Source organism: Nocardia gamkensis NBRC 108242, assembly GCF_001612985.1.
Lineage (GTDB): Bacteria > Actinomycetota > Actinomycetes > Mycobacteriales > Mycobacteriaceae > Nocardia > Nocardia gamkensis.
In genome coordinates this window covers 57,354-80,528 of sequence record NZ_BDBM01000014.1, presented here as the reverse complement: position 1 = coordinate 80,528, position 23,175 = coordinate 57,354, and the positions used below count along the sequence as shown (strand labels likewise).

Sequence of the window (23,175 nt, the reverse complement as noted above, 5' to 3'; positions counted from 1 at the left end):
CGCAACCGCAGGTCAGTGCCCTGGCCGCGAAGTGGGGCCCGGGTCGTGGTCCGGGGTGAGCGGTACCGGCGTGAAGTGCTCGACCACCGGGAACGGGTCGTAGAAGTGGTGTAGCAGGTCCTTCCAGCGCTGATATTCCGGCGAGCCGCGGAACCCGACGACGTGATCGTCGAGCCGGTCCCATTCCACCCGGAGCAGGTAGTTGCCCGGCGACTCCACACCGCGCGACAGCGACAGCGACAAGAAGCCGGGCATGCTCGCGATGATCGGCCGCGCCGCGGCGAAAGCGGCCTCGAAATCGGCCGCACGCTCGGGGCGAACCGGCAGCAGGGCGTGTTCGATGATCATGCGCGTCAGGAGGCGTGGGTGCTGTTCGGCCTGCGGCCCTTGGTGACGGTGCCTTCGCGTCGCCCCGGCGGCTTCGCGCGGTACATCGCCAGGTCCGCGTCGTGCAGCACGGCTTCCGGGCTGCGCCGATCGCCGACCTCGAGTTCGGTGACGCCGATCGAGGCGTTCACCTCGATCCGGTGCCCGCGCGCGATGATCGGCTCGGCCATGGTGGAACGCAATCTGCTCACCAGTGCTTCGATGTCGACGCGGCGGGTGCGGCCGGACAGCAGCACCAGGAACTCGTCACCGCCGAGCCTGCCGACGATGTCGTCGCCGCGCAGCGCGCGCTGCAACCGCTGGGCGACGATCTGCAGCACCGTGTCGCCGATGGCGTGCCCGAGGGTGTCGTTGATCGCCTTGAACCCGTCCAGGTCGATGAACAGCACGGTGGACACCGGCAGCAGTTCGTCGGTGCTGGCCAGCGCGGCGGCCAGCTGGGAAAGGATCAGCGAGCGGTTGGCCAGCCCGGTGAGCGAGTCGTGCGTGGCCTGATACTCCAATTGCCGCCTGCTGGCACGGAATTCGGTGATGTCGGCGAAGGAGGACACCGCCGAGGAGCGCGGGTCGCCGGGGTTGAGCAGGCGGCTGCTGCCCGACAGCCAGCGGCGCTGACCGTCCACCCGGTCGACGCCGAAGACGTAGCCGGTGATGGTCTCGCCCGTGGCGAGCGTGCGCGCCACGGGATGGCGGCTCGGCGGCAGCAGCTGGGCGTTCGCGTCCAGCAGCACCAGCGGCAGCGACTGGATGGTGCGCCCGATCACCTGACGGTCGGGTCCCTCGGTGCCGAAGATGCGTTTGGCCGCCGGGTTCATCGATTCGATGCGGCCCTCCGGATCGATCACCACGACGCCCTCCTCCAACTGGGAGACGACCGTGGTGAAGTAGTGCTCGGCTCTGCGCTGCGCGGCCTCGGCGTGGCGCTGGGCGGTGAGGTCGTGGATCACCACCTGGTAGGCGAGGCGGTCGTGCCAGGCGGTCAGCACCGACACCGTCTCCACCGGGACGGTGCCGCCGTCCACCCGCATCAGCGTCATCTCGGTGGGGATCGAGGCCGCGCCCGCGGTGGTGAGGGTGCTGATGCGGTCGAGCATCGACGGGACGGACGCGGGGTGGACGAAGTCGGTCAGCGGGCGGCCGACGATCTCCTCGGCGTTCTCCGCGGCGAGCAGGCGCACGGTCGCCGGGTTGACGTAGACGACCCGGCCGCGCTCGTGCACACAGATTCCGTCCGGGGTGTGTTCGACCAGGGAGCGGTAGCGCGCGGCCAGCTGTTCGGCGGCGTCGACCGCGGCGGCCAGCTTGTCGTCACCCACTCGAACCCCCGATCATCGACCCGATTATGGCCATTGGAACACGGGATCATTCTGGTATCGACGTGTACAAGATCACATCGTCCACGGTATTGCTTCGATCACAGTACTGGCACGTTCTCGGCCGGGGTCCGGCGATCATGGCAGATACCGGTTGCCGAGTCGAGAAGGGGCGTACCGCTCGAGCGTCCCGGGCAGCCGGCGAAGGAGCGAGACATGCCGGGTGCCGACCCGAACACCGCCGCGCGGTTCCGAACTCCGCCGAGGCATCGAGATCCTATGACCATCGCCGGGATCGGCGCGATCACCGGCTACGGATGGGGCCGTGAACGGCTGTGGAACGGGTTGCTCAGCGGCAAGTCGGCCGCCGCCCTGCTGCCCGGCTACGGGCCCGGCCGGGACGAGGACGCCTGGGTCTCGCTGGTGCCCGACGGCGGCGATCCCGAGCTGAGCACGAGCCGTTACGGCCGGGCCGTGCACGAGGCGGCGCGGGAGGCCGTCGCCGACGCCCGCGCGCGGGGCTGGCGGCCCGGCCGCACGGTCGGTCTGCTGCACGCCATCGTGCTCGGCGACGTGGCGGACTGGCGCGACTTCTACCTCGTCGACGGGGGCAACCGCCGGTCGAGGGACTATCTGCGGCTGTTGCCGTCCACCCCGGTCTCGATGCTGATGCAGGAGTTCGGCTTCCACGGGCCGGCCATGAACGTGTCCGCCGCGTGCAGTTCCGCCAACGTCGCGCTGATCACCGCGAAGCTCTGGCTGGACGCGGGCATGGCCGACGATGTGATCTTCGTGGCGACCGACCTGTCCGCCACCCCGGACATGGTGGAGAGCTTCGTCCGGCTCGGCGCCGCGGTCACCGACGCCGAACCGCTGGACGCGTGCCGCCCCTTCCAGCAGGGCAGCCGCGGGTTCAGCATGGGGGAGGCCTCGGTGGCGTTCGTGCTGACCCGTTCGGCGGACCGGCCCTACGCCGCGGTCCTCGGCGGCGCGATGTCCAACGACGCCTATCACGTGGTCTCGGTCGACCCGACGCACGAGCAGATCCTCGACTGCGCACACCGCGCGCTCGCCGATGCGGAGGTCGCCGCCGCAGACGTGCGTTATTTCAACGCGCACGGCACCGGGACCAGGCAGTGCGATGTGGCCGAGCATCATCTGATCGAGCACCTGTTCGCGGGCTCTCCGCACATCTACGCGCTGAAGCCGCTGGTGGGCCACTGCCAGAGCGCGGCGGCCGCCGTGGAGGTGGCGGCGGCCGCGCTCGGCTACGAGCGCGGCATCGTGCCCGCCGCCCCGATCGTCGCGCCCGCGCATCCACGGTTGCTGGACGGCCCGGCGCCGTTCGAGGGCGGCGTCACCCTGAAGCTCTCCCTCGGCATGGGCGGCAACAACTCCGTCGTAGTGCTCGGCGCCGCCTGACCGCGCTTCGCCGCGCGGGCGAACACCCTGCCCGGCCCGGTCAGCCTGATTCGGGCCTGTGCCGGCGCTTTTCGCCGATGGGGACTTTCGGCCCTGTTCGCGGCAGCGCACGCGGTGCTGGCATAGGGGCGGGACGGATCGATCTGGAGAGCGGGGCAATGCCGATGGTCTCATCAGGGCTGCGGTGCGTATCGGAACAGTGGACGACGGCAGCGGGGCCGGAGGTCGCGGTGACCACGCGAGGGGAGGTGGCCGCCTTGGACGTCACGCGGGCGGTGCGAGCCGTCTCCCGGGTGCTGCGCAGACACCATCTCGACGCTCCCGCCCGGGTGCGCCTCGGCGCGCTGCCCGGCCCGGAGGCCCTGACGGTGGTGCAGGTCGACGTCCGCCACCGGGACGTCGTGACCCGGGTCCAGGTCACCGGGCCGCGCGGGTTCGCGGTGACCTTCGCCGCCGAGCGGCTCGACCGCCGGTTGGCCCGGCTGGCCGCGCGGGAAACGCGGACCTGGCCCGATCCGGCCCGGCCGCCGCTGTCCCGCGCCGGGGAGCCGCGTCCGATCGTTCGCCGCAAGCGGTGTGCCCTGTCCACCTGCACGCCCGCCGAAGCGGTCGCGGTGCTGGACGCCATGGATTACGAGGCCCACCTGTTCACCGACGCCGAGACCGGCCAGGACGCGGTGGTGCACTGGGCAGCGCCGGGCGTGCGGCTCATCCGCCAGTGCGCGACGTATCCGCCGATCCGGTCGCCGGAGCCGGTCCGGAGCATCCCGCCGATCGTCGTGGACGCGGAGCCCGCCGCATGCCTGCCTCCGGCCGAGGCTGCGACGGCGTTGTGCCGCGGCGGACTGCCGTTCCTGTTCTGTACCGACCCGGACAGCGGCCGGGGCGGGCTGCTGTACCGGCGCCACGACGGCGACCTGGCGCTCGTCGCGCCCGTCTGATCGCTAGGCCAGTGGCGCGGACCAGTGCACCCTGGTGCCGCCGCTCTCGGTCCGCCCGACCGTGCAGCGGCCGTCGGACATGCTCGCGCGCTGCGCGAGGTTGGCCAGCCCGCTCGATGTGACCTCCGCGGGCATGCCCGCGCCGTTGTCCTCGACGAGCACGGTCAGCTCGTCGCCGACGGTGATCTCGACGGCGAGCCGGTTGCCGCCGGAATGGCGCACCGCGTTGCTGACCGATTCGCGCACCACGGCTTCCGCGTGGTCGGCCAGTGCGTCGCCCACCACCGACAGCGGCCCGACGAATCGCACACTGGTCCGGAAGGCGCCGTCGGCGGTCTGCTGGCGGATCGCGTCCTCCAGTCGCCGCCGCAGCGGGTCCCCGCCGTGCAGGTCGAAGATCGACGTGCGGATCTCCTGCACGACCTCCTGCAAACCGTCCATCTCGGCCGAAAGCCGTTGCCGGACTTCGGGATCCTGCGTGCGTGCCGCGGTCGCCCGCAACCCGAGCCCGACCGCGAACAATCGTTGGACGACGTGGTCGTGCAGGTCGCGCGCGATGCGGTCGCGGTCGGCGAGCACGTCGAGTTCGCGCATCCTGCGCTGGGTCTCGGCCAGTTGCATGGCCAGAGCCGCCTGGTCGGTGAACGCGGCGGTCAGTTCGATCAAATCGCCGGGGTAGGGGGGAGCCCCGGGTGGCCGCGCGATGATCAGCACACCGAGGGCGAGATCCGCGGTCTGCAACGGCAGCACCAGCGCGGGCCCCGCCGGGCCCACCGCGGCGCCGAGATCCTCCGCGGCGGCCTCCGGCACCTGTACCGGCGCGCGCTGCGTGAATGCCGTGCCGGTGACGGTGCCCGCGATGCGCACCCGCTCCGGGCCCGGTCCGGGGCCGAACCATTGCGCCACCACGAGTTCGGTGGCTTCGTCGGGCGGCGTCGCGGGCGCCACCACGGCCAGCAGCGCCTGCTGCGAACCGGTCAGCGCGCGGGCGCGGGCGACCACCTGCGCGAGCACCAGATCCGGTGCCGTGCCCGCGAGGAATTCGGTCGCGATGTCGCGGGTCGCCTCGATCCACGCCTGCCTGGTCCGCGCGGATTCGTACAGCCTGGCGTTCTCGATCGCGATGCCCGCCGCGGCGGCCAGCGCCAGCACGACGGCCTCGTCGTCGTCGGTGAAGGGTTGCCCGCCCGCCTTCTCGGTGAGGTACAGATTGCCGAAGATCTCCTCGCCGACCCGCACCGGGACGCCGAGGAAGCTGCCCATCGGCGGATGGCCGGGCGGAAACCCCACGGAGGCAGAGTGTTCCGACAGGTCGTCCAGCCGGATCGGTCGCGGGTGCGCCAGCAGCAGGCCGAGTACGCCCTGCCCTCGCGGAGCCCGGCCGATGTGGGCAGGCGTCAGGTCGTCGACGCCCTGGAAGATGAATTCGACCAGCCGGTCGCCGTGTCCGCGTACGCCGAGCGCCCCGTAGCGGGCGTCGACCAGACGGGTGGCGGTCCGCACGAGGGCGCGCAAAGTGTCGAGCACCGTTGACGAGAGATGAGGGGTGAGTTCCGTCATGAAGGAGTCGGGGGAGGCCGGTGGGGGGCGCACAGCGCGCTCAGTCTAATCGGCGGTCCGTGCGTGCGCTGCGAAGTTGCGCCGAGCGATGACCCGGACGAGTCGGCGCGGCGCGAGACATCGGCGCGGTCTCGACCAGGGTGAGTTCCAGGGTCGCGATGTGGGTTGTCACACACAGGCGGGGTGACGTCGAGCACCGGGCGGCCGCGCGCCACTGCGCTGTCGATCACCCGCCTCCCAGGTCCCGGCTGCCTCGGGTGCGGGCGGCGGCGGCGTGACGGCCGCGTCGAGGGGAATGACGAGTGCGGTCGCGCTGTTGACCAGTGGTGCCGGGAGGGCGATGCTACGGAGGCGTCCTGGCCTGTTTCCCCGGCCCGATCCGTAATGTCCGGTCGCCGGGTTCCCGCTATTCGTCGAGGTGACGGGCGGTCCGCGAAACTTGTCGGTGCCCATGCCTAGCATGGCGGCCGGGGGTATGTCTGGACGCCGAACACGAAGGAGAAGGGACGACCTGTGGCGGAACGCCTCACTGTGCGCGGAGCTCGGGAACACAACCTGAAGGGTGTCGATCTCGACCTGCCCCGCGACAGCCTCATCGTGTTCACCGGTCTGTCCGGCTCCGGCAAGTCCAGCCTGGCCTTCGACACGATCTTCGCCGAAGGGCAGCGCCGCTACGTCGAGTCGCTGTCGGCCTACGCGCGGCAGTTCCTGGGGCAGATGGACAAACCCGACGTCGACTTCATCGAAGGCCTGTCGCCCGCGGTGTCCATCGACCAGAAGTCGACCAACCGCAACCCGCGCTCCACCGTGGGCACCATCACCGAGGTCTACGACTATCTGCGGCTGCTCTACGCGCGGGCGGGCACGCCGCACTGCCCCGTGTGCGGCGAGCTGATCGCCAAGCAGACGCCGCAGCAGATCGTCGACCAGGTGCTGGCCATGGAGGAGGGCATCCGCTTCCAGGTGCTCGCCCCGGTGGTGCGCACCCGCAAGGGCGAGTTCGTCGACCTGTTCGACCAGCTGAACTCCCAGGGCTACTCCCGCGTGCGGGTCGACGGCGTGGTGTATCCGCTCACCGACCCGCCGAAGCTGAAGAAGCAGGAGAAGCACGACGTCGAGGTCGTGGTCGACCGGCTGGCGGTGAAACCGGGTTCCAAGCAGCGCTTGACCGATTCGATCGAGACCGCGCTGCGGCTCGCCGACGGCATCGTGGTGCTCGACTTCGTCGATCGCGACGAGCACGCGCACGACCGGGAGCGCCGCTTCTCCGAACGCCTCGCCTGCCCGAACGGTCACCCGCTCGACATCGAGGACCTGGAGCCGCGCTCGTTCTCGTTCAACTCGCCCTACGGCGCCTGCCCGGACTGCACCGGCCTCGGCATCCGCAAGGAGGTCGACCCGGAACTGGTGGTGCCCGACCCGGCGCTGAGCCTCAACGACGGCGCCATCGCGCCGTGGTCGCGCGGCCAGACCGCCGAGTACTTCACCAGGCTGCTGTCCGGTCTCGCCGACGCCATCGGCTTCTCCATGGACACCCCGTGGCAGGATCTCCCGCCCAAGGCACGCAAAGCGGTGCTGGAGGGCAGCGCCGACCAAGTGCACGTGTCCTACACCAACCGCTACGGCCGCAAGCGTTCGTACTACGCGGACTTCGAGGGCGTGATGCCGTTCTTGCAGCGGCGCCTGGAGAGCACCGAGTCCGAGCAGATGAAAGAGCACTACGACGGGTACATGCGCGACATCCCGTGCCCGGTGTGCAACGGCGCCCGGCTGCGCCCGGAGATCCTGGCCGTCACCATCGCCGCGAACGGCGACAAGAAGTCCATCGCCGACGTCAGCGACCTGTCCATCGGCGAGTGCTCGGCGTTCCTGAATTCGCTCACCCTGGGGGAGCGCGAGGCGGCCATCGCCGGGCAGGTGCTCAAAGAGGTGCAGGCGCGGCTGGGCTTCCTGCTCGATGTGGGCTTGGAGTACCTCTCGCTGTCCCGCGCGGCCGCCACGCTCTCCGGCGGTGAGGCGCAGCGCATCCGGCTCGCCACCCAGATCGGCTCCGGTCTGGTCGGCGTGCTGTACGTGCTCGACGAGCCGTCCATCGGCCTGCACCAGCGGGACAATCGCAGGCTCATCGAAACCCTCACGCGCCTGCGCAATCTCGGCAACACGCTGATCGTGGTCGAGCACGACGAGGACACCATCCGCGCCTCGGACTGGGTGGTCGACATCGGCCCGTTCGCAGGCGAGCACGGCGGCACGGTGGTGCACAGCGGGCCCTACGAGGAACTGCTCACCGACCCGAACTCGCTGACCGGGGCGTATCTGTCGGGCCGGGAGCGGATCGAGGTGCCGCTGGTGCGCCGTCCGGTCGCCAAGAAGCGCCAGCTGACCGTCGTCGGGGCGAGCGAGCACAATCTCCAGGGCATCGACGTCGCCTTCCCGCTCGGCGTGCTCACCTCGGTGACGGGCGTCTCCGGATCGGGCAAGTCGACCTTGGTGAACGACATCCTGGCGACGGTGCTGGCGAACCGGCTCAACGGCGCGCGGCAGGTGCCCGGCAGGCACACCCGGGTCAACGGCCTCGACCACCTCGACAAACTCGTGCAGGTGGACCAGTCGCCGATCGGCCGCACGCCGCGGTCCAACCCGGCCACCTACACCGGCGTCTTCGACAAGATCCGCACGCTGTTCGCGGCCACCACCGAGGCGAAGGTGCGGGGATACCAGCCGGGCCGGTTCTCGTTCAACGTCAAGGGCGGTCGCTGCGAGGCCTGCTCCGGCGACGGCACGCTGAAGATCGAGATGAACTTCCTGCCGGACGTCTACGTCCCCTGCGAGGTCTGCCACGGGGCCCGGTACAACCGGGAAACCCTCGAGGTGCACTACAAGGGCAAGACCATCGCCGAGGTGCTGGACATGTCCATCGAGGAAGCCGCCGAATTCTTCGAACCGGTGACCTCGATCCACCGCTACCTCAAGACCCTGGTGGACGTGGGGCTCGGCTATGTGCGCCTCGGGCAGAGCGCTCCCACCCTCTCCGGTGGCGAGGCCCAGCGGGTGAAGCTCGCCGCCGAGTTGCAGAAGCGGTCCACCGGCCGCACCGTGTACATCCTCGACGAGCCGACCACGGGCCTGCACTTCGAGGACATCCGCAAGCTGCTCAACGTCATCAACGGTTTGGTGGACAAGGGCAACACGGTGATCGTCATCGAACACAACCTGGACGTCATCAAGACCTCCGACTGGGTGATCGACATGGGCCCCGAGGGCGGCTCCGGCGGCGGCACCGTGGTGGCGGAGGGCACACCGGAAGAGGTCGCGGCCGTCGCGCACAGCTACACCGGCCAGTTCCTCAAAGAGGTGCTGGACCAGCCGCCCGCGCCGCAGACCGCCGCGAAGAAGGCTCCGGCGAAGAAGGCCGCGGCGAAGGCCACCAAGCGCGCGGTGAAGAAGACCGCGGCGGTCGGCTGACCCGTCGTCCGATGCGGCGCGGCCCGGATGCTCCGGGGCCGCGCCGCTTTTCGCCTCAGCGGTTGGCGATGGTGTGGATCAGAGCGGCGAGTTCCTTCGGCTTCGACCACATGGGCCAGTGTCCCGTGGGCAGGTCGACGTACTCGGCATCGATGCGCGCCAGCTCGGCGAAGAGGGGGGCTTCCCCGTTGTCCCGTAGCTTCTCGACCAGATCGGCGGTCATGCTGCTGCAGATCACAGTGGTCGCAACGGCCAGCCGCGCGGCCGAATCGCTCAATCGCAGCGGCGCGGCCGCGACGGACGTGGGCTCCGGCACGGCGCGTTCGCGGAAGCGCGCCAGGGCGGCTTCGTCCAGGCCCGCCAAGCTGCTGCCTCCGGCCTCCAGTTCGGACCATTCCGGCAGCGCCCACTCGCGCGCGGCGATGTCCAGGGCGGAGTTGATGACGAAGCCGTTGGGCAGCGGCGCGCTGTCGACGTAGATCGCCCGGCGGAACAGGGCGGGCGCTCGGTCGATGGCGAGATAGGCGGGCGCCGCGCCGCCGGAATGCGCGACGAGCACGACGGTCTCGTCCGCGGGCACCGCGTCGATGATGGCTTGCGCTTGGGATTCCAGGGTGGCCGACAACCGATCCGGATCAGCCGCGTCCAGGCCGGGGAGTGTGAGCGCCGTTACCTCGTTGCCACGCTGCCGCAGATCGGGTGCGACCTCGTCCCACGCCCATGCACCGAGCCAGAATCCGGGAGCGAGCAGAATCCGAGTAGCCATGGGCTCACTGTGCACTACCCGTTGGGAAATTTCCTAAACATCGTTGTCTCAGTGCGTGATTCGCCCACAATTTCCGCCGCGCTTCGGAATTCCGCCGGGCGGGGCCCGACGGGTATGCCCTCGCCGTATGCCCGCCGCAGTCGGCGGCTCAGCGCAGCGCGACACCGGGCGTCGTCGCTCAGCGCCCGGATCGAGCCGCTGGGCGCGCGACGTCCCCGTGCCTCGTGGCCGAGCCGGTCAGTAAACCGGGCCGGTGTACTTCTCGCCAGGGCCCTTGCCCGGCTCGTCGGGATGCGCGGAGGACTCACGGAAGGCGCGTTGCAGCGACTGCAACCCTTCGCGAATCGGTCCGGCGTGCGGGCCCAGGTACTCCACCGACGCCGTGACGAGTCCCGCCAGCGCGGTGATCAGGCGGCGCGCCTCGTCCAGGTCGCGGCGCGGGCTGGCGTCCGGGTCCTCGTCGGCCAGCCCGAGCTTCTCCGCCGCCGAGCTCATCAGCATCACCGCGGCGCGGCTGATCACCTCGACCGCGGGGATGTCGGCCAGTTCGCGTACGGAGGCGTCGAGCTCGTCAGTCATGCCTTCAGGCTAGCGACGCCGCGCGCAGCATCCGGAGGTGGCCGATCTCCGTGACGTTCTTCATCAGCTCCGCGTTCACCCAGCCCGCCAGGTGCGCGACGGTCGATCCGGCTTCGGCGGGCCACGGATAGGCGGAAGGGCGGTCCAGAGCGGTCTCGTCGAGCCCGTCGAGCACGCGCGTCCACTCGCCGTGCAGATCGCGCAGGCAGGCGATGGCGGCGGCGCCATCGCCGGGCCAGTGCACGTCCTCCCGCGCGGGCGGGGTGACGCCTTCGGCATGATCGATGGCGGCGCCCCACCACCAGCCGATGTGCCAAGTGAGCCAGCCGATCGTGGGGATGGGCACGGGGTCGGGTTCGGTGTCCGCCCAATCCGGCCGCCAGACGCCGTCGGCATCGGGGCGGACCGTCCAGCTGAGTTCGGCGGGTTCCCAGAGGAAGTCCTCCGGCGTGAGAGCGTCGAGGTGGATCCCGGCGAGTGACCAGGTCAGGTCGAACTGCCATCGCAGCAGGTCACGGCGTGGTGTGAGCACCGGGGGAGCGTGGCACGCGGGACACGGCCGGGCAAGGTGTTTTCCGCCCGATTCGGCGATAGCGGAACGGAATGTTAGACTTTCCGCTGACGACCGCCCCGGGCTTGCCCCGGGGCTGATAAGTGGAGCCCGACTCCCACCGTTGCCGACGAGTCATCGTACGGCCAACGGTCCGGTCGCCCGCCCCGCGAGGGCGGGTTTCTCGTGCCGAGGTTCTCGTGGAGAACCGGGACGCGAGGGTCGGCCCGAGTTCGCTCGTGGCCGGCGATCGGTCGACATCGGGCCCCGTCGCGGAATACCGCACCGGGGCCTTCGTGTTGAACAGGGGTTGCAGTTATTGCGCGCGGTCGTCCGACGACACCGCTTGACCTAGGAGGCCCCATCAGCACTGAGACCCGCATCAACGATCGCATCCGTGTTCCCGAGGTCCGGCTCATCGGACCGGGCGGCGAGCAGGTTGGGATCGTGCGTGTTGAAGATGCACTACGCGTCGCCCTCGAAGCCGACCTCGATCTGGTCGAGGTGGCACCGGATGCCCGTCCGCCGGTCTGCAAGATCATGGATTACGGCAAGTTCAAGTACGAGACGGCGCAGAAGGCGCGCGAGTCTCGGAAGAACCAGCAGCAGACGGTGATCAAGGAGCAGAAGCTCCGTCCGAAGATCGACGACCACGACTACGAGACCAAGAAGCGCAACGTCGTTCGCTTCCTCGAGGCCGGGTCCAAGGTCAAGGTGACGATCATGTTCCGGGGACGCGAGCAGTCCCGCCCCGAACTCGGCTTCCGGCTGCTGCAGCGCCTGGCGTCCGACGTCGCCGAGCTCGGATTCGTGGAAACCTCGGCCAAGCAGGACGGTCGCAACATGACCATGGTCCTCGCCCCCCACAAGGGTGCGAAGACCCGGGTGAAGGCGCAACAGGAGTCGGCCCCGCGCCCGGCGCCCAGCGCCGCCCCGGCCGGTCAGCCCGCTGCGGAGCAGGCCGAGACCGCCGGCCCGCAGTAACACCGATCAGAACACCGGCGGTCCGCCGCGACCGCCGGGACGACAGATAGAGGAATCCATGCCGAAGATGAAGACCCACAGCGGCGCCTCGAAGCGATTCAAGGTGTCCGGTAAAGGCAAGCTGCTGCGCCAGCAGGCGAACCGTCGCCACCTGTTCGAGCACAAGCCCAGCCGCCGGACTCGTCGTCTGGACGGCGTGGAAGTTGTCGCCTCCGCCGACGTCCGTCGCGTGAAGAAGCTGCTCGGTCTCTGATCGCGCCCGCGCAGACCGATAGGCACACCGCGACCGGACCAGCTCCGTCGCCACCTACCGACCCCATTTCCGGGCGCTGCCCCGCGCCCCCAGATCGAACAGGACTGACCAGTGGCACGCGTCAAAAGGGCCGTCAACGCTCAGAAGAAGCGCCGTTCCATCCTCGAGGCCTCCAAGGGTTACCGCGGCCAGCGCTCGCGGCTGTACCGCAAGGCCAAGGAACAGCAGCTGCACTCGCTCGCCTACGCCTACCGGGACCGCCGGGCGCGCAAGGGTGACTTCCGCAAGCTGTGGATCGCGCGCATCAACGCCGCCGCGCGGATCAACGACATCACCTACAACCGCTTCATCCAGGGCCTGAAGGCCGCCGGTGTCGAGGTGGACCGCAAGATCCTCGCCGAGCTGGCGGTGTCGGACGCCGAGGCGTTCGCCGGTCTCGTCGCCGTCGCCAAGGCCGCCCTGCCGCAGGACGTCAACGCGCCGGCCGCCTGAGCCGCATCCGTTGGCACACGGACATCTTTCGGAACGACCCGTGGAAGCGCTCAGCGAGCGCAATCCGCGGGTCGTTTCCGCTGTCAAGCTGCAGCGTGGCGCGCAGCGTCGTAAAACGGGCCGATTCCTCGCCGAAGGTGCCAATGCCGTCGCCGCGGCGCTGGAGACCGCGCGCGTCCACGAGTTGTTCTTTTCGGCGGCGGCCGCCGAACGAGACCACGCGCTGATCGCGGGGGCGGCCGCGGTGGGGGTCCGCACCACGCTGGTCAGCGATCGAGCGGCGCAGCATCTCGGGGAAACCGTGACCGCGCCGGGGCTGGTGGCGGTCTGTGACCTGCTCGACGTGCCCTTGAGCCAGATCTTGGACGCGCGACCGCGCATGCTGGCCGTCCCGGTCGAGATGGCCGAGCCCGGGAACGCGGGCACGCTCGTGCGGGTCGCCGACGCGGTCGGCGCCGACGGCGTGGTGCTGGCGGGTGACACGGTCGACCCGCACAATGGCAAGTGCGTGCGGGCCAGCGCGGGCAGCATCTTCCACGTGCCGATCGCGCGGCACCGCGAGGTGGCCGAGACGCTGGACGCGATCGCCGCGGCGGGTATCACGATCCTGGCGACGGCGGCGAACGGCGAAGTCGGCCTGGACGACGCCGACGCACTGTTCACCGGGCCGGTGGCCTGGCTGTTCGGCAACGAGGCGCACGGCTTGGACCCGGCCGTGGCGCGCCGGGCCGACCATCGCATCCGCATTCCCATTCGTGGCCGCGCCGAGAGCCTGAACCTGGCGACGGCCGCCGCGATCTGCCTGTACGCGAACTCCCGCGTTCGCTACGGTGCTTGATCGGTGTTGGTTTTTCCAGCGCCTGCGGCGCTGGGTGTTCGCGGCCCCTTTGTGGCTCGCGTCCGAGCGACCACCGCTTGCTCCTTCGTCGCCTACGCGGCGGCCACTCGGACGCGAGCCGGGCTGTGTTGGTTTTTCCAGCGCCTGCGGCGCTGGGTGTTCGCGGCCCCTTTGTGGCTCGCGTCCGAGCGGCCACCGCTTGCTCCTTCGTCGCCTACGCGGCGGCCACTCGGACGCGAGCCGGACCGCGAACGGGCGGTGCTCGGTCTCGCTTGACTCGAGACACGTGGTGGAGGTGCGGGGTTACGGGTGTTGTGATCCAACTAGCCGGTGTCGTCGGGGCCTCGAAGCGTCGCGGCAGCGTGGCGAGGTGCGATTGCATCGCGCTGCATCGCGCCGCGTGCGCGGGCAACCTCAGGTCGTCAATCGCCGTGGGTGCTCAGATTCTCCAGAAGCTCCGTCGCCCACGCAGCGGGAATCGCGTCGGGTCCCGCCACCCGCATCGCGCTCATCACCGTGAGCAGCATGCCGGTGGCGAGGAAGCGCCGAGCCTCCGTTTCCGACGCGCCCGTCAGTTCCCGGATCAACTGGTAGATCTCCCCGAATCGGGTCCTGACCTGGTTGCCGATCTCCGGCTCGATGCTGGCCGCGAACCCGTGCAGCAGTAGCTGGAGCAGCTCGCGTTCGGCGAGGAAGACCGAATAGCCGCCGCCGAGTGCCGCCAAAGCCGCTTCGGGGTCCGCGTCGGGCGCCGCCTCCGTGCGCGCGGCGCGGAAGACCTCCTCGATCCGGTCGCACACGCGGTGCAGAGCGGCGCGGAACAGGTTCTGTTTGGTGCCGAACAGCCGGATCACGTACGGCTGTGACACGCCCGCGCGCCGGGCGATCTCGTCGGTCCGGGTGGCGGCGTAACCGGATTCGGCGAACGCGGAGACCGCCGCACGCAGTACCTGCTCGCCCCGTTCGGTGGCCGTCATCCTGGTCCTGGTCGCCATCGTGCTCCATTTGCGCTGGTTCTGGGCTCGTCTTGACATGTTATCAGTCGATGCCTAACGTTCTCCAGTGTAGTTATCAGTCGATTACAACAAGGACTGGACATGACCGAGACCCTTCCACCCGCCGCGGCGCCGGTCGCCGCGCCCGCGGCCGCGATCGGTGGTCGCAGGCTCGCCGCCGTACTGGCCGCGGTCGGCATCCCGATGTTCATGGTCACGCTGGACAACCTGGTCGTGACGAACGCGCTGCCGGTGATCCGCACCGAACTCGGCGCCTCGCTGGCCGACCTGCAATGGTTCGTGAACGCCTACACGTTGTCGTTCGCCTCGCTGCTACTCACCGCGTCCGCCCTCGGTGACCGGCTCGGCCGACGCCGGATCTTCCTGGTCGGCATCGCGGTGTTCACGGCGGCCTCCGCGATCTGCGCGCTGGCGACCGCACCGGGCATGCTCATCGCGGCGCGGGCGGTACAGGGCTTCGGCGCGGCGGCGGTGATGCCGCTGTCGCTGACACTGTTGTCGGCGGCGGTGCCGGAGAAGATGCGCAGCGCCGCTATCGGCGTCTGGGGCGGGATCGCGGGCCTCGGCGTGGCACTGGGTCCGCTCATCGGCGGCGCGGTCGTCGAGGGGCTGAGCTGGCAGTGGATCTTCTGGGTGAACGTGCCGATCGGCCTGCTGGTGCTGCCGTTCGCGCTGCGGGTACTGGAGGAGTCGCACGGCGGCAGCAGGCGGGTCGACCTGCCGGGACTGCTGCTGTCGGCGGGCGGCGTGCTCGCGATGGTGTGGGGCGTGATCCACGGCGCCGACGATGGCTGGACGTCTCCCGGCGTGCTGTCCGCGCTGGTCGGCGGCGTTGCGCTGCTCGGCTGCCTGATCGCCTGGGAGCTGCGTACGCCGGAGCCGATGCTGCCGCTGCGGTTGTTCCGCTCCCGCGCATTCCGGGTGAGCAATGCGACCGGCTTCACCTTCTCGATGGGCGTGTTCGGCTCGATCTTCCTGCTGGCCCAGTACTTCCAGGTCGTGCAGGGCTATGGGCCGTTGCAGTCCGGTATCCGTACCATGCCGTGGACGATGGCACCGATGGTCGTCGCTCCGCTGGCGGGTCTGATCGTCGACCGGGTCGGCGCCAGGGCGCTGCTCACCACCGGGCAGGTGTTGCTGGCCGTCGCGCTGGCCTGGATGGCGGTGGTCACCTCCGTCGACGCGAGTTACCTGTCGTTCGTCGGTCCGTTCCTGCTCGGCGGCATCGGCATGGGCCTGACCTTCGCGCCCAGCGCCACCGTGGTGATGGCCGCGGCGGCGGAGGAGGACCGCGCGATAGCGTCGGGAACCAACAACACCCTGCGGGAAGTCGGGGTGGCCATGGGCGTCGCGGTGCTGGCGTCGGTGTTCGCCGCGCAGGGCTCCTACGAGGATCCGCAGAGCTACGTCGACGGGCTGGTGCCCGCGGTGTGGCTCGGCGCCGCGATCGTCGCGGTCGGCGCGGTGGTGTCGCGGTTGCTGCCCGCCCGCATCGCCGTCGCGCGCTGACCGCCGAACCGTCGCGCATCGACCGCTGGACGCCCGGTCACCGGAGTTCTCTCCACGGCCGGGCGTTCCGCTGCGGCCGCCGGAACTCCCCCTCATCCCTTCCTGCTCGGCCTGCGGCCGGACGTGGTGGCGGTCCGCGCCGTTCCGGCGCATGCCCGGCCTGCTCGGCGCGTGCGGGTGCACGGCTCACGTGGCTACCACACGGCTCGCGCGGCGTCGCGGGTAATCCGGGTGAATCCGCCGTAGCGCATCGAATACGATTGCGACCAGCAGCAATGCGGGCAGGCGGCAGCCGTGCCCGCGAACCGATCCCCAGGGGAGAGACGGAGCATCGTGGCCGACGACATCGACGCAGGCGAGCAGAACGCGGCGCTGACCGAGGAGGCACTGGCCGCGGCAGCGGCGGCCGCCGAGAAGGCGTTCGCCGCTGCCGCCGACCTGGATGCGCTCGCGGTCGCGAAAACCGAGCACCTCGGCGGCAAGGCGCCGCTGGCGCTGGCGCAGCGTGCGCTGGGCAGCCTGCCCAAGTCGGAGAAAGCCGACGCGGGCAAGCGGGTCAACGTCGCCAGGTCCCGGGTGTCGGAGGCGTTCGAGGCGCGCCGCGCCACCTTGCTGGCCGAGCGCGACGCCGCCGTGCTGGTCGCCGAGGCCATCGACGTGACGCTGCCCGCGGGCCGCGCGGCCGTGGGCGCCCGGCACCCGATCACGGTCATCTCCGAGCAGATCGCCGATGTGTTCGTCGCGATGGGCTGGGAGGTCGCCGAAGGTCCCGAGGTGGAGACCGAGCACTTCAACTTCGACGCGCTGAACTTCCTGCCCGACCATCCGGCCCGCACCATGCAGGACACCTTCCACATCGCGCCGGAGGGCTCGCGGCAGGTGCTGCGCACGCACACTTCTCCGGTGCAGGTGCGCTCGATGCTGGAACGCGACCTGCCGATCTATGTGGTCTGCCCGGGCCGCACCTTCCGCACCGACGAGCTCGACGCCACGCACACGCCGGTGTTCTCGCAGGTCGAGGGCCTGGCGGTGGACAAGGGCCTGACCATGGCGCATCTGCGGGGCACGCTGGACGCGTTCGCCAGGGCGCTGTTCGGCCCGGAGACCCGCACTCGCATGCGCCCGAACTACTTCCCGTTCACCGAGCCCTCGGCCGAGGTCGACGTGTGGTTCCCGGACAAGAAGGGTGGCGCGGGCTGGGTCGAGTGGGGCGGCTGCGGCATGGTGAACCCGAAGGTGCTGATCGCCAGCGGGATCGATCCCGAGGTGTACAGCGGGTTCGCGTTCGGGATGGGCCTGGAGCGGACACTGCAGTTCCGCAACGGCATCCCGGACATGCGCGACATCGTCGAGGGCGACGTGCGTTTCACGCTGCCCTTCGGTATCCGGTCCTGACCTCACCCTTCGATCGAGAGAGCGAAACGTCAAGTGCGAGTAGCGCAGTCCTGGCTGACCGACATCATCCAGCGCACCAACCCGGAGTGGTCGGTGACGCCGGAGGAGCTCGACGCGGGATTCGTCCGGGTCGGACTGGAAGTCGAAGAGGTCGACAAGCTCTATCGGGTGGCGGGCCCGGAGGACGGCGAGCCGCCGCTGGTGGTCGGCCGGGTCGCCGAGATCACCGAGCTGACCGAGTTCAAGAAGCCGATCCGCTTCTGCAAGGTGGACATCGGCAAGCCCGAACTGCAGGAGATCATCTGCGGCGCGCGGAATTTCGAGGTCGGTGACCTGGTCGTCGCGGTGCTGCCCGGTGGCGTGCTGCCCGGTGGGTTCGAGATCACCTCGCGCAAGACCTACGGCCACGTCTCCAACGGAATGATCTGCTCGGTCGCCGAACTCGGTATCGGCAAGGACCATTCCGGCATCCTGGTGCTGGAACCGGGCACCGCCGAGCCGGGCACCGACGCCAACGCGCTGCTCGGTCTGGACGACACCGTCATCGAACTGAACATCACCCCCGACCGCGGCTACTGCTTCTCGGTGCGCGGCCTGGCGCGCGAACTGGCCTGCGGCTTCGATCTCGAATACGCCGACCCTGCGGTGCGTACCCTGCCCGACCACGAGCAGGAAGCCTGGTCGATCCGGGTCGAGCCGGACTCCCGGTGCACCCGCTTCGCGGCCCGCCGGGTCACCGGCATCGACCCGAAGGCGGTCAGCCCGTGGTGGTTGCAGCGCAGGCTGCTGCTGTCGGGCGTGCGCCCGATCTCGCCCGCGGTGGATGTCACCAATTACGTGATGCTCGAGCTGGGGCAGCCGCTGCATGCCTTCGACGCCGCGAAGGTGTCGGGCGGCCTGGTGGTCCGCACCGCGAACCAGGGCGAGACGCTGCGCACCTTGGACGAGGTGGAGCGCACGCTCGACGCCGAGGACGTGGTGATCGCCGACGATTCGGGTGTCGTCTCGCTGGCGGGCGTGATGGGCGGCGCGAGCACCGAGGTCGGCGCGCAGAGCACCGACATCCTGCTCGAGGCGGCCACCTGGAACCCGTTGCTGGTCTACCGGACCGCGCGCAGGCACAAACTGGTGTCCGAGGCGGGCAAGCGGTACGAGCGGGTCGTCGATCCGGAGATCAACGTCGCCGCGCTGGACCGCGCGGCCACCCTGCTCGCCGAAATCGCCGGTGGCACCGTCGAACCCGTGCTGACGGATTTCCGGGCCCCGATCCCGGCGCCCGAGCCCATCCGGATGGACATCGACCTGGCCGACCGTGTCGCGGGCGTCACCTACCCCACCGGAACCTCCGCGCGCCGCTTGGCCCAGATCGGCTGCACCGTGGAGGTCGCCGTCAGCGAGGCCGGGCACGGCCAGCTGGTGGTGACCCCGCCCAGCTGGCGGCCCGACCTGGCCCAGCCCGCCGACCTGGTGGAAGAGGTGCTGCGGCTGGAAGGCCTCGAGCAGATCCCGTCCGTGCTGCCCGCCGCACCGGCCGGGCGGGGACTCACGCCGACCCAGCGCCGCCGCCGAGCCGTCAGCCGCGCACTGGCGTTCGCCGGCGCCGTGGAGGTTCTGCCGCCTGTGTTCCTGCCCGCCGGGGTGTTCGACACCTGGGGCCTGGATGCCGACGACCCGCGCCGCGCCACCACCAGGGTGCTCAATCCGCTCGACGTGGAGCGCGCCGAACTGGCCACCACCCTGCTGCCCGGCCTGCTCGAAGTGGCCGTCCGCAACATCTCGCGGGGTGCGCGTGATCTGGCGATCTACGGCATCGCGCAGGTCGTGCGGCCCGGGGCGAACATCAGGGCGGTCGACCCGCTGCCGGTGGACCGGCGCCCCACCGACGCCGAGATCGCCGAGCTGCTCGACTCGCTGCCCGAGCAGCCGGTGCACGTGGCCGCCGTCCTGACCGGCCGCCGCGAGCCGCGCGGGCCGTGGGGTCCGGGTCGTGCCGTCGAGGCCGCCGACGCGTTCGCACTGGCCGACGCCGTCGCCGACGCGGCCGGTGTGACCATCGAGCGCAGGGCGGCGGCCCAGCTGCCCTGGCATCCCGGTCGCTGCGCCGAGCTGGTCGTCGACGGAACGGTTGTCGGTTATGCGGGTGAACTGCACCCCGCCGTGCTGGAACGTTCGGGTCTGCCGCCGCGCACGTGCGCCGTCGAACTCGACCTCGACGCGTTGCCGCTGCGGGAAGCGCGGCCGGTTCCCACCGTGTCGCCGTTCCCCGCGGTGCTCCAGGACGTCTCGGTGAGCGTCGAGAAGACGATTCCGGCGGCGACCGTACAGGCCGCGCTGCGCACCGGCGGCGGGGAGCTGCTGGAGGACATCGCGCTGTTCGACGTGTACGAAGGCGCTCAGGCGGGCGAGGGACGCAAGTCGCTCACCTATGCGCTGCGTTTCCGGGCCGCCGACCGGACCCTCACCGAAGACGAGGCCAGTGCGGCGCGCGACGCGGCTGTCGCGGCGGCGGCCGACGCCGTGGGCGCGGTGCTGCGAGGCTGACGCGGTGCGGCACCCGGCCCGTCCGATCCTCAACGCGCTGACCTACCTGCCGGAGCGGACGGTGCTGCAGACCCCGGCGCTGCTCGGCATGGAGTACGCCGAGCTGTCGCTGCCCACCTCGGACGGGGAGATCGTGCACGCGTGGTGGATGCCCGCCCGGAACTCGGTCGGGCACATCCTCTTCGCGCACGGCAACGCGGGCAACCTCGGCGACCGGGTGCCGATCTACGCGTTGCTCACCGAGGCCGGGTTCGACGTGCTGGCCTTCGATTACCGCGGGTACGGGCGCAGCACCGGCAAACCGACCGAGCACGGCACCTACCTGGATGCGCATGCCGCGCACCGGGCGCTGCTCGCGCAACCGGGTGTCGATCCGAATCGTGTGCTGTACCTGGGTAAGTCCCTCGGCGGCGGCGTCGTGCTCGAGCTGGCGCAACACCATCCGCCGGCGGGGGTGATGCTGATGTCCACCTTCAGCGGTCTGCGCGACGCGGCTCGTTCGGTGTATCCGTTCCTGCCCGCGCCCTTGGTGCCGAACGCCTATCCGAACGAACGCCGCATCCGCACGTTGCGCGCTCCGGTGCTGATCATGCACGGCGACCAGGACGAGTTGCTGCCGCTGCGGCACGCGCACCGGCTCTACGCCGCGGCGCCGGAGCCGAAACGGCTCGTCGTGTTTCCCGGGGCCGGGCACAACGATCTGATCGTCGTCGGCGGCTCGGCCTGGTACGACCTCGTTCGCGACTGGGCGGGCGCACTCGTCCGGTCGTGAACCACGTGCGGCGCGGTCGTGGCTGCGTAGCCTGGCGGTATGAGTGACAACAGCGATATCGCGAGCCGGTTGGGCGGGCTGTCCGACGCGGAACTGGCAGGTGTCCTGCTGGTCGCCACGGCGGGCCGTCCCGGGTTCGCGGCGGTCCACGCCGCGTTGCTGGGGCTGGTGGAGACGGGGGATGCCGGTACCGCCGGGGATGTGACTCCTACCACCCCGGTCGGCGGCCCCGCGCTCCCCGGGCAGGGGTCGGAGGTATCCGGCCAGGTAGGCGGTGGTTCCGCGGTACCGGCGGTACCGGTACCGCCGCCGGGTATGCCCGGCACCGCCCCGAGCGGCGGATATTCGGTCTCCGGTGTTCCTACTTTCGAGTCAGTTCGCGATAAGGTCGAGCAGCGCTTCGGCACCGCGCAGGGGATGGGCGAACTCGACCGGCAGACTCCAGCGGGCCGCAGCGCGGACGAACAATGGCAGGCACGCGAGAAGGCCGCGCGTGAGCGACTGGACCGGATCCGGGAATCGTTGCACGGCAACGACGCCGAGCCGCACCAGACGTGAACCGGGCCGGGCGCGCCGGATGAAGATGGGTGGAATTCGATGAGCGAGCCGCGTGAGATCGCCGAACGGCTACTGGACGCCCAGGTGGAATTCCTGCTCGGCGAGGTCACCGGCGAGCGCTTCGCGGAGGTGATCGCGCGCGACACCGAGGCCGTCCTCGGAGTCGCCGACACGATCGTCTTCCGGGACGTGGTCGAGGTCGAGCAGGCCAAGCAGACCGTCCGCACCATCGTCGAGCTGATCGGCGGCAGCCCGGTGTTCGCCGACATGGTCGGTGTGTTCGCCGACTCCATCTACGACCACATCGCAACCAACAACGACTACACCCTCGGCGAGGTGGTCGAGCGCGAGCCGGTCGAGGCGCTGCTGGAGAAGATCCTCGGCATGCACCAGGCGCAGGAGCGCATCCTGGACCGGCTCACCGAGAGCCCGCTGGTGGCCACCGTCGCGTCGAAATTCGTGGACAAGCTGATCAACGACTTCATGCAGGCCAACCGCGAGCGCGCCGAGAAGATCCCGGGCGTCTCCTCGCTGATGTCGCTGGGCCAGTCGGCGGCCAATCGCGCCAAGAAGGCCGCCGACGGTACATTCGTCGGCGATCTGGCGGGCAAGGGCGCGCTGTTCGCCCTCAAGCGCACCAACAACGCCATCCGCGAGATGCTGCGCGACGCGCCGGTGCACGCCGCCGCGATGGAGTTCTGGGATCTGCACGCCGACGAACCGGTCAGCGGTCTGCGCGAATACCTCAGCCGCAAGGACCTCAACGAACTGGTGCTGCTGTGCTACGAAATCGCCGTCACCACGCGCGAGAAGGAGTACTTCGGCCTGCTGCTGGACGAGTGCGTGGAGGTGTTCTTCACCAAGTACGGCGATTACACCCTGGCGGCCATGCTGCCCGAACTCGGTCTCACCGGTGACGACATCGCCGCGGAGATCCTGCGGTACGGACCGGCGGTCATCGAGAGCGCGAAGCGGGAAGGCGTTCTGGCCGGATTGATCCGTGAACGCCTCGCGCCCTTCTACGCCTCCGACGAGGTACTTCGCATCCTCGCGGGGTGAGGCTGCGCTATTTCGGCAGCGCCGGGACGATCGATTCGCCGACGGTCGCCAGGCGATCGCAGGGGTTCTGGTCCGCGGTCCGGTTGACCAGCGTCAGTTGCAGCAACCCCTGCCGCGCCGGGAAGAGCACGTCGCACATCTGGTCCTTGGCGGCGTCGTCGACGCGGAACTGGCGGCCGGGCCGTCCGGCGATGGTGACGTCCCGGAAGTCGACATTGCCGGGCTTGCGTTCGAACTCGGCCACGGACGCGCCGTTGGAGAACACGCCGAGGGTGAAGTCGGCGCCCTTCCATCCGCAGATCTTCCAGCCCGGCTGCTCGACCCCGCCCACACCGACCTGCTTGCTCGCGGGATCGAGCCCGGCGCTCGTCAGCGCGGCGTCGGGGATGCCGGTGCAGGGATCGAACAACTGGGTGGCCGTGCTCGCGGCCTGCGTGGTGGTCGTCGCCGGTGACCCGCTGGACTCGTCGCCGCAGGCGACCGCTCCGAGCACTACTGCTATTGCCAAGGGAACCAACGTAATTCGGTGCGCCATCCAGCCCTCTTGCCCTCCGGGTATATCGCGCCGGACTGTATCAGAGTCGCGCGGCGAGGTTTCGCGGCGGCCGAGGACGGGTACTTGGTTGCTCGTGCGTCGGTGCCGGCGGCCGCATTCCATCGCCGGACATCGGTAGCGTGCCGGAAGCCTCGATCGGGGCGCCGAGTCGTCGTCAGCGACCCGGCCGCCGATCCGCGACCGCGCGTGCCGCCGACCGGCGCACCGCCACTGCTATCG

21 protein-coding genes are annotated in these 23,175 nt (G+C 70.2%); 13 read left to right on the top strand and 8 right to left on the bottom strand.

The genetic code is table 11. The features are described from left to right. Positions 1-12: 12 nt before the first annotated feature. A complete protein-coding gene (locus NG1_RS13840) occupies positions 13-348 on the bottom strand; it encodes an antibiotic biosynthesis monooxygenase family protein (RefSeq protein WP_062970799.1) in 336 nt (111 codons plus the stop codon). A gap of 5 nt (positions 349-353) precedes the next feature. Continuing rightward, positions 354-1,703 (bottom strand): diguanylate cyclase domain-containing protein, encoded by a 1,350-nt coding sequence (locus NG1_RS13835; protein ID WP_062970797.1) that lies wholly within the window; start codon positions 1,701-1,703, stop codon positions 354-356. A 276-nt stretch (positions 1,704-1,979) separates the two neighbouring features. Here NG1_RS13835 and NG1_RS13830 point away from each other — a divergent pair, with 276 nt between their 5' ends. Together NG1_RS13830 and NG1_RS13825 are read left to right on the top strand one after the other, a co-directional pair. After that, positions 1,980-3,122, top strand: a complete 1,143-nt coding sequence (locus NG1_RS13830; protein WP_062970795.1) for a beta-ketoacyl synthase N-terminal-like domain-containing protein — start codon at positions 1,980-1,982, stop codon at positions 3,120-3,122. Between the two features lie 230 nt (positions 3,123-3,352). Next, positions 3,353-4,063, top strand: coding sequence for a sigma 54 modulation/S30EA ribosomal C-terminal domain-containing protein (locus NG1_RS13825; protein ID WP_063910342.1), 711 nt, complete (start codon positions 3,353-3,355; stop codon positions 4,061-4,063). Positions 4,064-4,066: 3 nt separating this feature from the next. On the opposite strand, the gene NG1_RS13820 is transcribed toward NG1_RS13825, so the two are convergent. After that, positions 4,067-5,656 carry a sensor histidine kinase gene (locus tag NG1_RS13820; protein WP_245659895.1) on the bottom strand — a complete coding sequence of 530 codons (1,590 nt, stop codon included), beginning with the start codon at positions 5,654-5,656 and terminating at the stop codon, positions 4,067-4,069. 480 nt (positions 5,657-6,136) lie between these two features. On the opposite strand from NG1_RS13820, the gene uvrA reads away from it, so the two are divergent. Next, a complete protein-coding gene (gene uvrA, locus NG1_RS13815) occupies positions 6,137-9,088 on the top strand; it encodes an excinuclease ABC subunit UvrA (RefSeq protein WP_062970791.1) in 2,952 nt (983 codons plus the stop codon). Positions 9,089-9,143: 55 nt separating this feature from the next. Here uvrA and NG1_RS13810 read toward each other — a convergent pair whose 3' ends face one another. From NG1_RS13810 to NG1_RS13800, 3 genes are all read right to left on the bottom strand, one after another. Next, positions 9,144-9,854 carry an alpha/beta fold hydrolase gene (locus NG1_RS13810; protein ID WP_062970963.1) on the bottom strand — a complete coding sequence of 237 codons (711 nt, stop codon included), beginning with the start codon at positions 9,852-9,854 and terminating at the stop codon, positions 9,144-9,146. Between the two features lie 237 nt (positions 9,855-10,091). Then, positions 10,092-10,433, bottom strand: a complete 342-nt coding sequence (locus tag NG1_RS13805) for a DUF1844 domain-containing protein (RefSeq protein WP_040866072.1) — start codon at positions 10,431-10,433, stop codon at positions 10,092-10,094. 4 nt (positions 10,434-10,437) lie between these two features. Then, positions 10,438-10,965 (bottom strand): DinB family protein, encoded by a 528-nt coding sequence (locus NG1_RS13800; protein WP_062970789.1) that lies wholly within the window; start codon positions 10,963-10,965, stop codon positions 10,438-10,440. 336 nt (positions 10,966-11,301) lie between these two features. Between NG1_RS13800 and infC the strand changes: the two genes are divergently transcribed. The 4 genes from infC (at position 11,302) to NG1_RS13780 (ending at position 13,550) form a co-directional block, all read left to right on the top strand. Further along, positions 11,302-11,967: a translation initiation factor IF-3 gene (infC, locus tag NG1_RS13795; RefSeq protein ID WP_083863358.1), complete on the top strand. Its 666-nt coding sequence runs from the start codon at positions 11,302-11,304 to the stop codon at positions 11,965-11,967. Between the two features lie 58 nt (positions 11,968-12,025). After that, entirely contained in the window at positions 12,026-12,220 is a 195-nt protein-coding gene (rpmI, locus tag NG1_RS13790) for a 50S ribosomal protein L35 (RefSeq protein ID WP_039797322.1), read from the top strand. 111 nt (positions 12,221-12,331) lie between these two features. After that, a complete protein-coding gene (gene rplT, locus NG1_RS13785; RefSeq protein WP_040777418.1) occupies positions 12,332-12,712 on the top strand; it encodes a 50S ribosomal protein L20 in 381 nt (126 codons plus the stop codon). 40 nt (positions 12,713-12,752) lie between these two features. Continuing rightward, positions 12,753-13,550, top strand: coding sequence for a TrmH family RNA methyltransferase (locus NG1_RS13780; protein ID WP_062970787.1), 798 nt, complete (start codon positions 12,753-12,755; stop codon positions 13,548-13,550). 422 nt (positions 13,551-13,972) lie between these two features. On the opposite strand, the gene NG1_RS13775 is transcribed toward NG1_RS13780, so the two are convergent. Then, entirely contained in the window at positions 13,973-14,584 is a 612-nt protein-coding gene (locus NG1_RS13775; RefSeq protein WP_245659894.1) for a TetR/AcrR family transcriptional regulator, read from the bottom strand. 63 nt (positions 14,585-14,647) lie between these two features. Between NG1_RS13775 and NG1_RS13770 the strand changes: the two genes are divergently transcribed. From NG1_RS13770 to NG1_RS13745, 6 genes are all read left to right on the top strand, one after another. After that, complete coding sequence (locus tag NG1_RS13770) at positions 14,648-16,075, top strand: MFS transporter (protein WP_062970783.1); 1,428 nt, start codon at positions 14,648-14,650, stop codon at positions 16,073-16,075. Between the two features lie 333 nt (positions 16,076-16,408). Continuing rightward, entirely contained in the window at positions 16,409-17,470 is a 1,062-nt protein-coding gene (gene pheS, locus NG1_RS13765; protein ID WP_062970781.1) for a phenylalanine--tRNA ligase subunit alpha, read from the top strand. 33 nt (positions 17,471-17,503) lie between these two features. After that, on the top strand, positions 17,504-20,011 hold the full coding sequence (pheT, locus tag NG1_RS13760; RefSeq protein ID WP_062970778.1) for a phenylalanine--tRNA ligase subunit beta: 2,508 nt from the start codon (positions 17,504-17,506) through the stop codon (positions 20,009-20,011). 4 nt (positions 20,012-20,015) lie between these two features. After that, complete coding sequence (locus NG1_RS13755; RefSeq protein WP_062970961.1) at positions 20,016-20,783, top strand: alpha/beta hydrolase; 768 nt, start codon at positions 20,016-20,018, stop codon at positions 20,781-20,783. 39 nt (positions 20,784-20,822) lie between these two features. After that, positions 20,823-21,341, top strand: a complete 519-nt coding sequence (locus NG1_RS13750; RefSeq protein ID WP_063910341.1) for a hypothetical protein — start codon at positions 20,823-20,825, stop codon at positions 21,339-21,341. 39 nt (positions 21,342-21,380) lie between these two features. Next, positions 21,381-22,400 carry a hypothetical protein gene (locus tag NG1_RS13745; protein WP_062970776.1) on the top strand — a complete coding sequence of 340 codons (1,020 nt, stop codon included), beginning with the start codon at positions 21,381-21,383 and terminating at the stop codon, positions 22,398-22,400. 7 nt (positions 22,401-22,407) lie between these two features. Here the strand turns inward: NG1_RS13745 and NG1_RS35585 are convergent, their stop codons facing one another. After that, on the bottom strand, positions 22,408-22,908 hold the full coding sequence (locus tag NG1_RS35585; protein WP_168434215.1) for a DUF3558 domain-containing protein: 501 nt from the start codon (positions 22,906-22,908) through the stop codon (positions 22,408-22,410). Positions 22,909-23,175 lie beyond the last annotated feature (267 nt).

What these genes read in the sequence shown, in the direction of transcription:
- NG1_RS13810 (WP_062970963.1), bottom strand. Translation starts at nt 9,854, where the DNA reads ATGGCTACTCGGATTCTGCTCGCTCCCGGATTCTGGCTCGGTGCATGG.
- NG1_RS13805 (WP_040866072.1), bottom strand. Translation starts at nt 10,433, where the DNA reads ATGACTGACGAGCTCGACGCCTCCGTACGCGAACTGGCCGACATCCCC.
- NG1_RS13830 (WP_062970795.1), top strand. Translation starts at nt 1,980, where the DNA reads ATGACCATCGCCGGGATCGGCGCGATCACCGGCTACGGATGGGGCCGT.
- NG1_RS13775 (WP_245659894.1), bottom strand. Translation starts at nt 14,584, where the DNA reads ATGTCAAGACGAGCCCAGAACCAGCGCAAATGGAGCACGATGGCGACC.
- NG1_RS13745 (WP_062970776.1), top strand. Translation starts at nt 21,381, where the DNA reads ATGAGCGAGCCGCGTGAGATCGCCGAACGGCTACTGGACGCCCAGGTG.
- NG1_RS13770 (WP_062970783.1), top strand. Translation starts at nt 14,648, where the DNA reads ATGACCGAGACCCTTCCACCCGCCGCGGCGCCGGTCGCCGCGCCCGCG.
- NG1_RS13750 (WP_063910341.1), top strand. Translation starts at nt 20,823, where the DNA reads ATGAGTGACAACAGCGATATCGCGAGCCGGTTGGGCGGGCTGTCCGAC.
- rpmI (WP_039797322.1), top strand. Translation starts at nt 12,026, where the DNA reads ATGCCGAAGATGAAGACCCACAGCGGCGCCTCGAAGCGATTCAAGGTG.
- NG1_RS13840 (WP_062970799.1), bottom strand. Translation starts at nt 348, where the DNA reads ATGATCATCGAACACGCCCTGCTGCCGGTTCGCCCCGAGCGTGCGGCC.